Origin of the sequence: Mesorhizobium sp. M7A.F.Ca.CA.002.05.1.1 (assembly GCF_003998335.1) — a bacterium.
GTDB lineage: Bacteria > Pseudomonadota > Alphaproteobacteria > Rhizobiales > Rhizobiaceae > Mesorhizobium.
On the sequence record NZ_RZQI01000047.1, the window covers coordinates 1 to 14,164 of the forward strand.

Sequence of the window (14,164 nt, forward strand, 5' to 3'; positions counted from 1 at the left end):
GTTCTTGGCTTCCACCGCCTCTTTGTCGGTGTTGATGTATTCGAAGGTGAGGCCATCCGCCTTGAGCTTCGCGGCCGTCGCATCCGAGGTCACGAAATAGGTCGGCATGTAGAGATCCTGCGGCAGCTTTTCGCCGTTGGCCAGACGAGCGGCAACGGCGATGTTCCAGTAGCCGACACGATAGGCGCCGGTCAGCACGTCCATCACCATCTTGCCGTCGTCGATCAGCGGCTTCATCTCGGCGTCGCCGTCATAGCCGCCGTAGAGCAACTGGGTTCCCATCGAGCTGGCAACGGAATCGGCGGCCAGGCAAAGGCTGTCGGAGATGCAGCCGATGGCCTTCAGATCCGGATAGGTGGTGAGCCAGGTCTGGGCGGCATTGGTTGCCTTGGCTGCGTCCCAGCCGGTCGGCTCGATGCCGACAACCTTGATGTCCGGAAACTCCTTTTTCAGGGTTTCGACAAAGCCTTTTTCGCGCGTGTCGGACACGAAGTTGCCACGCGAACCGACAAGCAGGGCGACTTCGCCCTTGCCGCCAAGCGACTTGCCGAGCGCGCGGGCAACCATCGACATGTTGTCGTAGTCCGGATAGAGCGTCGAATAGTTCGAGCCGGCCTCGACCTTGTTGCCCATGGTGATCACCGGAATGCCGGCGGCGGTGGCTTTCTGGATGACCGGAATGACCGCGTTCTTGTCGATCGGATCGATCAGGATCGCGCTGACGCCCTGATTGATGAAATTCTCGATGATGCTGACCTGTTTTTCCAGACTGCCCTCGGCGCTCTGCCAAGTGGATTTCACCCCATAGTCGGCGGCAGCCACGTCGCCCGCTTCCTTCATGCGGACGAAGAAGGAGTTCTGCAGGTCGATTGCCGCAAGCCCCAAAACCTTTTCCGCGGCAAGCGAGGGCGTCGCGATGGCGAGTGCGAGCAGAGCAATGGATGCTTTCAGGGAAATGCGCATGTTTCAGTTCTCCTCTTGTTGCGACAGGACGATTCTTCGCCTCTTTTTCATGTCCCGCACGACGACCGTCCCAGTGACAGGCATTCCGGCGGTATTTCGCGGCACTCGTGCCGTATTCATGTCAGGGCCGCGTCTGCGTGGACCGGCCTTGCTCAACCTCAGCCATTCAGGCCCTCGACACCGGCGCCACAGACAAGCCCGGCGATGCGGGCGCCGCGCGGTGGCTTGAAAGCGCCGCTCATCAAGGCGGCCAGCGATGCCGCGCCGCTGAGGTCGGCGGCGATGCCGAATTCGAACCAGAGCAATTCAGCGGCCTTCTGCATGTCCGCATCCTCGACAAGGACAATGTCGTCGACGTGCTTGGCGACGATCTCGTAGATGCTTTCGTCCGTGCGGCCGCAGGCCATGGTCGCCACCTTCGTCGTTATCTCGGGCAAGCGAACCACACGGCCGGCAGCCAGGGAGGCGTGAAGGGTCGGTGAACCGGTCGGCTCGACACCGATGATCCTGGCTTCGGGTTTGACGTGCTTCAGGACTTCGGACATGCCGCTGATGAGCCCGCCACCGCCGATCGCCACGATGTAGATGTCGGCATCGGGAATCTGATCGACCATCTCCAGCGCCACGGTTCCCTGACCGGACACGATCTGCGCATCGGCGAAGGGATGCATGTAGAAGGCGCCGCACGCCTTTGCCTCGGCCGATGCAGCCTCATGCGCTTCATCCCAGACATTGCCTTCGAAGCGAACGTCAGCCCCCCATTTGCGAAGCTTTTCCGCCTTCAGCGGGCTTGCATTGTTCGGCAGGTAAATGGTGGCGGGAACGCCGGCCCGGGCAGCCACATAGGCGGTGGCCAGGCCGTGATTGCCACCGGATGCGGCGATCAGTCCGTTTTCGATCCGGCTTGGCTCGAGCGTTTTAACCCGGTTCGTGGCGCCCCTGATCTTGAAGGAGCCGCTCACCTGGAGGCATTCCAGTTTCAAATAGACATCATTTTGAAGGTTTGCGCCCGTGGCATGGTCGAGCTTGACGACCGGGGTGCGCCGTATGAAGGGGGCAATGCGCCGGGCAGCCGCCATGATGTCCTCATGGCTCATCGGTCAGTGCCTCCGGATATTCGTTGGCAAGCACGAAGCAGCAATTCCCCGGACGCACGCGGCCGGGCTGACGCTTGGCGAAAACGATGCCGTCGATGGGGTGAAGGAGATCGATGGGCGCGCGTGACGGCGTGTGGAGGAAGTGAATGCGTCCGGCAAGGTCGCCTTTGCTGACGGCACTGCCGAGCGGGCTCAAGGGTTCGAAGACACCGTCCTCCTCGGAAAGCAGATAACCTTCGCTTCCGGGAACCTTGAGCACGCGCGCGTTGGCGCCAGGGGCGATGTCAGGCGCGCCTTTCAGGACACCTGCATGTTTCAGCACATTGCGGATGCCCCTGCGGCAGATGGCCAGCGCATCCGGACTGACAAGGCCGCCGCCGGCCATCTCGCTGCCGATGACGATCAGTCCCTGGTGGTTGGCGGACGCGGTCGAGGTCCGGGTTTCACCGAGATTGTCGACCATGACAACGGTCGGTGCCCCGAAGGCGAGCGTCGCCTTGATGTTCTTGCGATGCCCCTGCGCGGTCGGGGAGGGCTCGATGATCGCGCTCGGCAGGATCATCAGGGACGAACCGCCGGAATGGAGATCCAGGAAGTAGTCGGCCTTCGGAAACAGGATGTCATGCACATAGGCCGCGATCTGGCTTGTCAGCGTGCCGTTGAAATCGCCCGGAAAACTGCGGTTGAAATTCAACCCGTCGACCGGGGAGGTGCGGGTGCCGGCCTCGACGGCCCGAATGTTGATGGCCGGAATCGCAATGATGCGTCCGGCAATATCCCGTGGATCGATCTCGCGCAGAAGCTCGCCGAGCGCGATCGGCCCCTCATATTCGTCGCCGTGGTTGCCACCCTCGATCAGGACCGTCGGACCGTCACCGTTCTTGATGACGGCGAGCGGAACGCGGACCGTGCCCCAGGCATCGTCGTGCGGCGATTGGGGCACATGGAAGAAGCCCATCTGCTTGCCCTCGCGATCGAAATCGACGGACGTGTAAACACTGTTGTTCCGGGGAATGATGGTCGCGCGGACAGTGTTTGCAGGTCTCTGGACGGTCATCGGGTCGGCCTCGAAATTCATTGTCCCCGTCATCATGTCAGTTTTATATATGGTGTCAAGTTTGGATATAAAACCAATGGCAATTCCGATTTCTTGTCTCTATCGTGCGGGACCACCGGGGATTCTTCGAATGGCAGATGACGCAAAAGAGAGTGGCAAACCGACCTATTCGGCCCCGGCGCTGACCAAGGGTCTGGATGTCCTGGAACTGCTGGCGGAGGCGCGGGCGCCCTTGACGATGAAGGAGATCGCGGAAGGCCTCGGCCGTTCGAAGAATGAGATTTTCCGGATGCTGATCGCGCTGCAGGAGCGTCAATATATCGAGCGCAACGCCGAGACCGACGCCTATTCGTTGACCGACAAGCTTTTCAAGCTGGGGCTGCACACGCCGAGCGCTCAGGATCTCATGTCCGCCGCCATGCCCGAGCTGACGCAGATTGCCGGGGACTCAAATCAGTCGCCGCACCTGGTCGTCTTCAATCATGGCTTGACCGTCGTGACCGCGGCCGCTCCCGGCGGCGAGGACATGGCGTTCACGCTGCGCCTCGGCTACGGCCGCCTGGCCACCGACGCGACCTCCGGCCATGTGATACTTGCCTTCCAGTCACCAAAGGTCGCAGCGCGGATGATCGATGAATGTGCGGCGCATTCACCGGCGCCGCTGGATCGTGACGCGCTGGAAAAGCAGCTTCGTACCATCCGCGCGGACGGCTACTGGATGCGCGAGAGCCGCGACTTCGTCGGCATCACCGATATCTGCTGTCCGGTCATCGGGCCGGACGGCAGTGCCGTCGCCTCCATCATCGTCGCCTATATCAATCGCCATACGCGTGAAAGCCGCCATGCCTATACTCTGGAGGTCCTGCGGGCTGCCTGCGATCGCATCTCCATGAAGCTGTCACCGAGGGTTCGCTAAGGGATCGTGATGCGCTGAGGGCGCGGCGAAGCACCGTCCGCTGGCCGTTTGCACCGGATTGATAATACCAGTATAGGTCCAGTCAGGAATGTTTTGATCCTGGGTGCTTCTCGCGCGGGAGGAAGGGCAATGACAACCGTGAACCTGATCGGGCTTGTCAGTCGGGAAATGGAAGCGACAGCGTCCGATGTGCCGCTTTACAGACGGTTGAAATCGGCGATCGAGGCGGCGATCCGCTCCAACGCGTTGAAAGCCGGCGCGGTTCTGCCAGGCGAGCGGGTTCTGGCGGAAGCCCTGTCGATCTCGCGAGTCACTGTGAGAAAGGCCCTGGCGCTGCTCGAAGAGGAAGGGCAGCTCAATCGCCGGCATGGTTCCAAAACCGAGATCGGGTCGCGGGTCGAAAAATCGCTTTCGACGCTGACGAGCTTTTCGGAGGACATTCTGGCGCGCGGCCTGAAGCCTGGATGTCTATGGCTTTCCAAGCAGATAAGCCGCCCATCCCCGGCCGAAATGATGGCCTTGGGTATTGCAGGCAATACCAATGTGGTTCGCATGCGTCGTGTGCGGACAGCCGATGGCGCGCCGATCGCCGTCGAGGTCTCGGCCGTGCCGGTTCGCTTCCTTCCTTCGCCCGGGATGGTTCAGGATTCCCTTTATGAAGCGCTTGATGCACGCGGCTTCCTGCCTCAGAGGGCAATCCAGCGCATGCGCTCGCGCGGCGCATCGCTGGAGGATGCAAAGCACCTTCATTGTGACGCGGGCGCACCGCTGCTGATGACCGAGCGCCGCTGCTTTCTCGCCGACGGACAGATCGTGGAATACTGCGAGACACGCTACAAAGGAGACGTCTACGATTTCGTCTTCGAGCTGCAAAGATAATACCAGTTATGAACTGGTTGTAATCTGGTATTTTCCATTTATCGTGATGGCGACAAGGGAGTGCCGACGTGCAGCGGGAAGACATTGCCAACAGTCTCATCGTGTCCTGCCAGCCGGTTCCCGGCGGCCCGATGGACAGTGCGCAATTCGTGACGGGCTTTGCCAGGGCCGCTGTTGAAGCCGGAGCCAAGGCCCTGCGCATCGAATCCGTGCCCTATGTCGCGGCCGCCCGCCTGACCGTCCGCGTGCCGATCATCGGTATCGTCAAGCGCGATCTCACCGACAGCCCGGTGCGCATCACACCCTATCTGGCCGATGTCGAGGCCCTGGCCGAGGCGGGCGCCGATATCATCGCTTTCGATGCGACGGAGCGTGTCCGTCCCGTTCCTGTCGAAGCGCTTGTGAAAGCCGTCAAGGCCAGGAACAAGCTGACCATGGCCGATTGCTCTTGCCTTGACGATGCGCGCCGGGCCCTTGCCGCGGGTGTCGATTTCGTCGGCACGACGCTTTCCGGCTATGTCGGCGGGCCGGAGCCGCAGGATCCGGATATCGCCCTCATCGCTGAAATGCGAACCCTGACCCCCTACGTCATTGCCGAAGGGCGTATCCGGTCGCCTGAGCAGGCGGCTGCCGCCGCGCGCGCCGGCGCCTGTGCCGTGGTTGTCGGCTCGGCGATCACCCGTACCGAGCACGTCACCTCATGGTTCCACCAGGCGCTTTCCGACGCCTATGCGGCGAGGGGCGCGCAAACCGCCCTTGGCACAAGTGTCCTGGGCCCAACCGTTCTGGGCCCATCCGTCCTGGGCCCATCCGTCCTAGGCATCGACATCGGGGGAACCAAGACCATGGCCGCGCTGGTCAGCGATGGCACGGTGATCGAGGACAAGATCGTGCGGACCGCGCGAGAGGCTGGACCCGACGCCTGGCTGGCATCCCTCGCGCAAAGCACGTCAGCCTGGTCGAGCCGCTTCAGCCGCATCGGCATTGCGGTGACCGGACTGGTGCAGGATGGACGCTGGTCGGCATTGAATCCGGCAACCCTTGGCATTCCCGATGACTACCCGCTGGTCGAAAGGGCATCCGCTGTTTTCGGCAAACCGGTCTGTGCGTTCAACGATGCCCAGGCGGCTGCCTGGGGGGAATACAAATTCGGCGCCGGGCAAGGTCGCGACATCGTCTTTTTGACCATCTCGACCGGAATTGGCGGCGGCATCGTTTACAACGGCCGATTGCTGTCCGGTCTAGCCGGTCACTTCGGTCTGATCCGTGGTCTGTCTGAAGACCGGGCTCCGCTCGAAGACAGCACGTCCGGCCGCTGGATCGCTTCGGAGGCCCTCAAGGCCGGTTCCAAGGCGGACGCCGCCGATGTGTTCGGACACGCGCTGAAGGGCGAGGACTGGGCCGGCGCCATCGTCTCGCGAAGCGCCTCGCGGGTCGCGGCGCTGTGCCGGGACATTCAGATGATGTTCGATCCGAAATCGATCGTCATCGGTGGCAGCATCGGTCTTGCAGAAGGCTATCTCGACCGGGTGCGCGCACATCTGAGCGAGGTCCCGCCGCGCCTTTCCCCCGATCTCGTGGCGGCGAAGCTCGGAGGCCACGCCGGCGTCATCGGTGTTGCCGATCTCGCCGAATGGGCAAGGTAACGGCGCCCGGTCATGCCATGCAAAAATCATCAAAAAGAAGGGAACGATCATGAAATTGAGCAGGACATCTTTTGCGCTTATGGCCACCCTCCTTGCGGGGACGGCTTTGCCGACCTTTGCCAACGCAACCGTGACCGTGCTCGGCTGGCCTGGCGGCTCCGAGGAAACCGCACTGCGGGCAACCGTGGAAACCTACAACAAGCAGGCCAGCGATGCCGACAAGGTGGAGCTGCTGTTCTTCAACCGGGAAGGCTTTTACGACAAGCTGCAGGCTGACATGGCGGCCGGATCCAGTGCCTTCGACGTGAACCTCGTCGCCACCTACTCGCTCGGTCGCTACGCGCCCTATATGGAGCCGGTCGATCTTGGCGCGGACGCGGCCAAGGTTTTCGGCGAATCCGTTCTCAAGACGATGCAGTTCGACGGCAAGCAATACGGCGTGCCGACAGACCTTTCGTTGCACTTCATGTACTACCGCAAGGATCTCATCGACGCCTTGATCGGGGATGACGCCGCCAAGAAGACCTATGGTGAAATCGCCCAGAAATATCTCGGCAAGCCGCTGCAGCCGAAAGACCCGGACAGCTGGACCTGGGACGACTGGGCGGCCACCGCCCTCTATTTCACCAAGCAGGTGAACCCCGACAGCCCGGTGCGTTATGGCACGGTCCTGCAGATGAAGAACCTGCTGTTCAACATGATGGTCTTCCAGTCCCTGCCGCGCTCCTACGGCGGCGACTGGATGGACAAGAACGGCAATGTCACGGTGGATTCCGATGCCTACAAGACCGCCCTCGAGCTCTACAAGAAACTCTATGATGCTGGGTCTTCGCCCAAGGATTCGCTGAGCTACGAATATGCGGAAACCAACGCGGCCTTCGCATCCGGCCAGGCCGCGACGGCGCTGCAGTGGAATGCCGCGGCGGCGGATCTGACCAGCACCGAAAAATCCCCGGCCGTCGCCGAGGTGACCGGGATCGTCGCACCACCGGCAGGTCCCGACGGACGCGCCGATCATATCCACGGCCTTGGTTTGGGCCTTAACAAGAACGCCAAGAACAAAGAAGGCGCCGTCAAGTTCCTGAAGTGGCTCGCCACCGAGGATGCGGCCTTGCTCTATGCGCGCAGCGGCGGTTCGCCGGCATTGTCTCCCGATGTCGTGGCCAAGGTTGCGAAGGAACGTCCCGACCTCGTCAAGCTCGGCGAATTCGCCAGCAAGTACGGCTATGTCATGACCGGAGCGACGTCCGCGAGTGCGCTCCCGGTCTATGAGCTGCAGGCAAAGGAGTTCACCGGCTACTGGTCCGGCCAGCAGAGCCTCGAGGATGCGCTCGCCCACACCAAGGCGGGCATGCAGGTCCTTCTCAAGAAATGAACCATTTGCCGGACGCCGGGTCGAGGCTCGGTGTCCGGCGCGTTTGGCGGATCGACATGGCCCTTGTGACACGTGCCGAAGGCAGGATGTATCTGACGCCGCTGGTCGGCTTCCTGCTGCTATTCCTCGGCTTTCCGGCGATCGTCAATCTGATCTATTCCGTTTCGACCGTCACATTCGAGACGCTGCGCAGTCCGGTGTTGAGCGGTTTCGCCAACTATGTCGCGGTGTTGAACGACCGCGAATTCTGGAGCTCGGCCTGGTTCTCTCTGCGCTTCGGTATTCTTACCGCATCAGCGGAATGTCTGATCGGCCTTTTCCTTGCCATCTTCCTGGCGCCGCTTCTGAGCAAGCGACCAGTCCTGATGGCGCCGTTGATGCTGCCGCTTATGGTCGCGCCGGCCATGGTCGGTCTCATGTACCGGCTGGTGCTGCATGAATTCGCGGGCCCCGTCCCCTACTATCTCTTCGAATGGTTTGGCGACAGCCCGGCCTTCCTCGACATCAACAATGCCTTCCGCACCCTTGTCGTCGTGGAGACGCTGCAATGGACGCCTTTCGCCTTCCTGCTCTTCTACATGGCCTATTCGGCCATACCGCTCGACGTGCGCGAAGCCTCCTCGCTCGATGGCGCATCACCGTTTGAGATCGTTCGGTGGATCGACCTGCCGTTGATGAAGCCGACGCTGGTCATCGCGTTTTTCATCCGTTTCATCGACGGTTTCCGGGTGTTCGACAATGTCTATGCGCTGACCGGCAGTGGCGCTGGCGGTTCAACGACGTCCTTGTCGATCTACATCTATCAGGCCTTCTTCAAGGAAGGGGCTATCGGCAAGGCGGTCGCCGCTTCGGTTATCCTGTTCCTGGCGTCGTTCATCGTTCTCCACGGCCTTAACCGGCTTGCCGGCCGCAGGAAGCGTTGACGATGGTCAGGGCACTGCGCTGGATCGTTTTTGCCATCGCCGTGCTGGCGATGAATTTCCCCATTATCGTGACGCTGATCACATCGCTCAAAAGCCAGCGCGAGCTTTCGACGAACCCCGGTTTGTGGATCAGCCAACCGACGCTCGACAACTATCTGGAGGTTCTGACGCAGACCAGCCGCTTCAACATCTATGCCTACCTGCTGAACAGCACCGTGGCGGCGCTGATCGGAACCGGCCTTGCGATCGTGCTCGCGTTCCCGGCTGCCTATGCGATCGCGCGTAGCGAGGCGGGAAAGCGCTTGGTCCTGCCGATCGTCATCAACCTTCGCGCCGTACCGCTGATCATCTTCGCGATCCCGCTTTACATGATGTATCAGTGGCTGGGCCTGCTCGATACGCAGATCGGGCTCGGGCTCATCCTGACCATCGTCAACGCGCCTCTTGCGCTCGTCATCCTGGTGAACGCGATTTCAGATGTACCGGTCGAACTCGACGAGGCGGCGAAAGTCGATGGCGCAAGTTCCTTGCAGGTGATGATGATGATCGTCCGGCCCGTCATCCGACCGGCGCTCGTCACAACCTTCATTTTCGGCTTCATCACTGCCTGGAACGAGTTCCTCTTCGGTCTCATGCTGACAACCAGCCGTGCCGTGCCGATGACGGTCGGCGCGTCCTTCTTCTTCGCCGCAAGCGGCGGCGGCGTAAAATGGGGAACCGCTTCCGCGGTCATGATGCTGGGCGCCTTGCCGCCGGCCTTGCTGGGTCTTGTGATGTATCGGCAGATATCAGGATCCATGACCGCTGGAGCGGTCAAAGGCTAAAGCAAGACGAAGTTCGTCGTTCTGACTAGTTGGACAACCCTATCCGACAGGGCGAGCGCACTTGTCAGGCCAGGTGACTCGATTCCGAAAAGACTGATCAGCCGTCCGGACTGATCTGCCAGAATGTCGAAATCGCCGAACTGCAACCCGTTCGTTTTAGGCCGCAGCCCGCAATAGCTCGGCTCCAGTTCCCCGTCCCTCAGCCCCGGCCAGTAGCGTCGGATGGCCGCGTAAAATGGTGTGGCCCGAGTTGGGTCGACCGCGTAGCCGACCTCATCGACGGGCTCGACGTCCGGCCCGAAACGAACCGATCCGGCCATATCCAGCGTCAGGTGAACTCCGAGGCCGCCTGGTTCCGGAACCGGATAAACAAGATGGTTGAAGGACGGGCGGCGTCCAAGCGCAAAATAATTGCCTTTGACGTAGGTGACATCTGGGATTTTGCCGCCATGCCCGCCCGCAAGGCTCCGGGCAACGAGATGGGCTGACAATCCGGCCGCATTGATGACCAGATTTGCGGCGATCCGATAGCCTTCCATATCGCCGCCAAACTGGAGCTCGCAGCCCGTTTCGGCGACGTTGCCGCCGAGAACCGGCGCGCGAAACGCAAAGGTGGCACCGGCATTCTCGGCATCGCCCTGTAGCCCCAGCATCAGCGCGCGGCTGTCGACGATCCCCGTGCTTGGGGACAAAAGCGCGCCGGCAACCTCCAGTTCAGGTTCAAGCCGTTCCACATCCGCGCGGCTGAGCATCTCCAGGTCCGCAACACCATTGTCCGCAGCCTTGGTCCGGATCCCCTCCAGGATCGGCAATTCCGCGTCGCTGGTAGCGACGATCAGCTTGCCGATGCGTTGGTGCGGAATCCCGCGCGCTTCGCAATAGCGGTAAAGCGCGTTCTTTCCTTCGACGCATAGCTGCGCTTTCAGGCTGCCCTTAGGGTAGTAGATGCCGGCATGGATGACCTCGCTGTTGCGGCTCGACGTGCCCAGCCCGGGGCTGTCCTCGGCCTCCACGACAAGAACTTCGCGTCCCTCGAGCGCCAGCCGCCGCGCAATCGCCAGACCGACGACGCCGGCGCCGATGACGATGCAATCGACTTTCTCGTCGGGGACCCCCATCGTCATTCGCCAGCCCCTGGGGCACAATGCAGGACGTGCAAGCAGGCCTCACCAGAATTCCGGCCCGCCGAAAGCACCACAAGCATGAGATGTCACTCCATCGGCCGTTTTCTGTCCGAGCGTGCAACGAAATAAAGCACCGCGATTGCGGCAAATACCATAATGTTGATGATCGACGAAAGCGCATAGAGCTCCGGCTTGACACCATAGCGCAGTGCGCCCCAGGCGACCGATGGCATGGTAGGCGTGGCGCCGGGTAGAACGAGATATTTCCGGCCATTGAGCGACAGCACGAAGGCTACGATCAGGCTGCCAAATAAACCTGACCATGCAGGAATGCGTCATCGCCTTCGATTATCGAGGTACGCCGAACAAGCTGGTCGCGGATTTCATTTCGGTGGTAAACCGCGTCTCCCAAGGCCACGATAGCCAAGTTGCGATGTAGTGGCGCGCCATGTTTGTCGTGTCCATGTCTTCGGAATACGCATGCGGTTCGGCTTCGATCCGGCTCGGCCCGGCGGCGCGCATGCAGGGTCAGTATGACCGCAGCCTCGCCGCTCCAGGAACGCATTCGCAATCAGCTTCGGGCTCAGTTCTTCGAGCGAATTCAAGTCGGTGAGCGGATCAACGAGGCGGAGATCGCGGCGACCCTTGGCGTCTCGCGTACACCTGTGCGTCACGCTCTGGTGCAATTGCAGGGTGAAGGGGTCGTAACTTACGAGCCCAACCGCGGCTCGATTGCTCGAAGCGATCCAGCCGGGCGCTCGCCGAGATCAGGTGGGGTCGCTTTCTCTCGACGAGAAAGTGATGCGCGACATGGCACTCGGTGTCCTGGATGGGATCATCAGCGAGCGGGCACTGCTGGCGCGCTACAATGCGACGCCGGGCGCGCTGACCTCGACGTTGCGCCGGCTGATGCGCGACCAACTCGCCGAACCGTCTCCCGAAGGCCGACATCGAAAGGCTGCTGCGCGAGATCAACGGCGAGGCGGATGAGCGGGACGATCAAGCCGCTTGAATTCGACGGCGCGTGCCCGCCGCAGCCCAGCTGCAAAGGCGCCGGTTCAATGTTTGATTGACTGAACCGCTCCAACTCACTGTTTTTGCGCGGCTACTGAAGGAAGGCCGCTGCACGCCTTTCCTGGAGTTGCGCTACAGAAATTATCCCCGGCCCAGGATCATCTCCGCTGCCCGGTGCCCGATCATCATGCTGGGGGCATTGGTGTTGCCGCCGATCAGCTTCGGCATCACGGACGCATCCGCGACCCGCAAGCCACTGATGCCGCGCACCTTGAGCGTTGCCGGGTCGACGACGGCCATCGCATCGGTCCCCATCTTGCACGTCCCCACCGGATGATAGACGGTGAGCGCTTCGGCACGCAGATAGGCGAGGATCTCGTCATCGCTGCGAACATCCTTGCCCGGCAGCATCTCCGTCCCCCTGATCGGGTCGAACTCGGATGCGGCAAAGATTTGACGCGCGATCTTGATGCCTTCGACCAACACCCTGGCATCCTCGTCGTTCGAGAAGAAGCGATGATCGATCAGCACATCCCGGTTCGATGCCTGGCCTGACAGTTTGAGTTCGCCGACGCTTTTGGGCCTGAGCACGCAGGTGTGCATTGCGTAGCCATGGCCGTACTCCACCAGCCTGCCGCGATGGCTGCGATAGCCGGGCACGAAATGGAACTGGATGTCGGGAATGCCGTTCGCATACTTCGTCCGGGCAAAGCCGCCGGCTTCGACGTAGTTGGTGGTGAGCATGCCCTTGCGGCCGGCAAAATACCGGAAGGGCGCAGCCAGCACGCGGGGCAGGTTGGGCAGCGACAGGCCGAGCGTCTTCGTGCTCGAGGAGCGGACCGTGATCATGCCGTCGATATGGTCCTGAAGGTTCTTGCCCACGCCCGGCAGATCGACAACCGGCTTTATACCGATCGCCTGCAGCTCGGCGGCTGCGCCGATGCCGGACGCCAGCAAGATCTTCGGTGAATTGATCGCCCCGGCCGAAAGCACGATTTCGCGGCGGGCCGACAGCGTCTTCTGCTCGCCCTTGTACCGCACCCGTACCCCTGTCGCGCGTTCCTCGGCTATATCGAGGTCGATCACTTCGCATTCGCTGAGGATTGTGAGATTCTTGCGATCGAGCACCGGGCGCATGAAGGCGGTGAAACTGCTGAAGCGCTGGCCGCGATCCTGGGTGACATTGTAGATGCCGAGGCCGAACTGGCTTTCGGCATTGAAGTCGCTGTTGGCCGGAAGACCGGCATTGTTGCCGGCCTTGACGAACATCGACGACAGCACATTCGGATCGCGCGGCTTGTCGACCAGCAGTTCCCCGCCTGTACCGTGGTAGTGCGGGTCCTGGCCAAGCAGGTTGCGCTCGAGCTTCTTGAAGACGGGAAGCACGTCGCTGAATGCCCAGCCTGCGCAGCCGAGTCGCGACCACTCGTCATAGTCCTGCGCGGCGCCCCTGATGTAGACCATCGAGTTGATGGAACTGGAGCCGCCCAGCGCCTTGCCGCGATTGACCGGAATCCTGCGGCCGTTGAGGTTGGGCTGAGGCACGCCGACATAGCAGTAGTCATAGTTCGGATTGCCGTAGAGCGAGAGGATGCCGGCAGGCACCTTGACCCGCAGGCCGCTGTCGCTGCCGCCGGCTTCGATCAGGCACACTTTGTGGGACGGGTTGGCGCTCAGGCGATTGGCAAGGACACAACCGGCCGAGCCTGCGCCGATGACGATGTAGTCGTAGTCAAGATTTTCGGTCTGCATGGCCAGCCCCTTTGAGAATGGAGATGCCGGGGCGGCGCGCGCCCCGGCTGAGCGGCTCATTGCAGAAGCTGCGTCCAGACCTTGGTGACGAGTTCCTGCGCCGCCGGCGAGCAGGCCTGGCCCATCTTGACGGGAACGGTCGGGAACAGCTCCGGAGCGTTCTCCTTGTTGTAGAGCGCCTTGCTCTCGTCGATCTTCACCGGCGAAGAGTGGCCGTAATAATTGTACTGCGCCGTCGCGTTGTCGATCTGGGTCATGAAATCGATGAACTTCTTGGCGTTCTCGATATTGGTCGCGCCCTTCGGCACGACATAGGAATCCAGCCAGCCGACCAGACCTTCTTTCGGCATCGCGTATTCGACATTGGCCTTGTCGTTGCGGCGAAGCCTCATGGTGTTGCCGTCCCACCAGAAATGGGCGGCAACCTCGCCGCTGCCGATGCGGTTTTCGATGTTGTCGCTGGAATAGGCCGCCACGAATGGCTTCTGCGCCAGCAAGAGGTCGAGCACGCGCTTCATCTCCTGCGGGTCTTCGCTGCAATATTTGATGCCGAGATAGTTTTCCGCTGCCGGAATGACTTCGTCGGGCTGCGCC

The 14,164-nt window shown here is 61.6% G+C and carries 14 protein-coding genes and 1 pseudogene; 8 read left to right on the plus strand and 7 right to left on the minus strand.

What is annotated here, in order from left to right; all coding sequences use genetic code 11:
* The 3 genes from EN939_RS04500 to EN939_RS04510 form a co-directional block, all read right to left on the minus strand.
* Positions 1–963: sugar ABC transporter substrate-binding protein (locus EN939_RS04500; RefSeq protein WP_127267073.1), on the minus strand; the 963-nt coding region annotated here is incomplete at its 3' end.
* Between the two features lie 158 nt (positions 964–1,121).
* Positions 1,122–2,060, minus strand: coding sequence for a threonine ammonia-lyase (locus tag EN939_RS04505; RefSeq protein ID WP_127267074.1), 939 nt, complete (start codon positions 2,058–2,060; stop codon positions 1,122–1,124).
* On the minus strand, positions 2,050–3,153 hold the full coding sequence (locus EN939_RS04510; protein WP_236382703.1) for a succinylglutamate desuccinylase/aspartoacylase family protein: 1,104 nt from the start codon (positions 3,151–3,153) through the stop codon (positions 2,050–2,052). The genes EN939_RS04505 and EN939_RS04510 overlap by 11 nt, the downstream gene beginning before the upstream one ends.
* A 40-nt stretch (positions 3,154–3,193) precedes the next feature.
* Here EN939_RS04510 and EN939_RS04515 point away from each other — a divergent pair, with 40 nt between their 5' ends.
* From EN939_RS04515 to EN939_RS04540, 6 genes are all read left to right on the plus strand, one after another.
* Positions 3,194–4,033: an IclR family transcriptional regulator gene (locus EN939_RS04515; protein WP_164749416.1), complete on the plus strand. Its 840-nt coding sequence runs from the start codon at positions 3,194–3,196 to the stop codon at positions 4,031–4,033.
* Positions 4,034–4,162: 129 nt separating this feature from the next.
* The gene (locus tag EN939_RS04520) at positions 4,163–4,912 is read left to right on the plus strand and encodes a GntR family transcriptional regulator (protein WP_127267075.1); all 750 of its coding nucleotides are present in this window, start codon (positions 4,163–4,165) and stop codon (positions 4,910–4,912) included.
* A 131-nt stretch (positions 4,913–5,043) separates the two neighbouring features.
* On the plus strand, positions 5,044–6,558 hold the full coding sequence (locus tag EN939_RS04525; protein WP_236382763.1) for a putative N-acetylmannosamine-6-phosphate 2-epimerase: 1,515 nt from the start codon (positions 5,044–5,046) through the stop codon (positions 6,556–6,558).
* A gap of 79 nt (positions 6,559–6,637) precedes the next feature.
* A complete protein-coding gene (locus EN939_RS04530) occupies positions 6,638–7,933 on the plus strand; it encodes an ABC transporter substrate-binding protein (RefSeq protein WP_236382706.1) in 1,296 nt (431 codons plus the stop codon).
* A 56-nt stretch (positions 7,934–7,989) separates the two neighbouring features.
* Complete coding sequence (locus EN939_RS04535; RefSeq protein ID WP_127267078.1) at positions 7,990–8,856, plus strand: carbohydrate ABC transporter permease; 867 nt, start codon at positions 7,990–7,992, stop codon at positions 8,854–8,856.
* 2 nt (positions 8,857–8,858) lie between these two features.
* Positions 8,859–9,680 (plus strand): carbohydrate ABC transporter permease, encoded by an 822-nt coding sequence (locus EN939_RS04540; RefSeq protein ID WP_127267079.1) that lies wholly within the window; start codon positions 8,859–8,861, stop codon positions 9,678–9,680.
* Here EN939_RS04540 and EN939_RS04545 read toward each other — a convergent pair.
* Both EN939_RS04545 and EN939_RS04550 read right to left on the minus strand, forming a co-directional pair.
* Positions 9,677–10,804, minus strand: a complete 1,128-nt coding sequence (locus EN939_RS04545) for an NAD(P)/FAD-dependent oxidoreductase (protein ID WP_236382710.1) — start codon at positions 10,802–10,804, stop codon at positions 9,677–9,679. The two genes, EN939_RS04540 and EN939_RS04545, sit on opposite strands and share 4 nt — an antisense overlap.
* Before the next feature lie 86 nt (positions 10,805–10,890).
* A complete protein-coding gene (locus EN939_RS04550; protein WP_127267080.1) occupies positions 10,891–11,091 on the minus strand; it encodes a hypothetical protein in 201 nt (66 codons plus the stop codon).
* A 246-nt stretch (positions 11,092–11,337) separates the two neighbouring features.
* Between EN939_RS04550 and EN939_RS38895 the strand changes: the two are divergent.
* Positions 11,338–11,520: pseudogene (locus tag EN939_RS38895) on the plus strand (GntR family transcriptional regulator); the annotation flags it as partial.
* Positions 11,521–11,575: 55 nt separating this feature from the next.
* Positions 11,576–11,794, plus strand: a complete 219-nt coding sequence (locus tag EN939_RS38900) for a hypothetical protein (RefSeq protein WP_236382768.1) — start codon at positions 11,576–11,578, stop codon at positions 11,792–11,794.
* A 165-nt stretch (positions 11,795–11,959) separates the two neighbouring features.
* On the opposite strand, the gene EN939_RS04560 is transcribed toward EN939_RS38900, so the two are convergent.
* The gene (locus tag EN939_RS04560; RefSeq protein WP_127267082.1) at positions 11,960–13,570 is read right to left on the minus strand and encodes a GMC family oxidoreductase; all 1,611 of its coding nucleotides are present in this window, start codon (positions 13,568–13,570) and stop codon (positions 11,960–11,962) included.
* Between the two features lie 56 nt (positions 13,571–13,626).
* A partial coding sequence (locus EN939_RS04565) for an extracellular solute-binding protein (protein WP_127267083.1) occupies positions 13,627–14,164 on the minus strand: 538 nt, incomplete at its 5' end.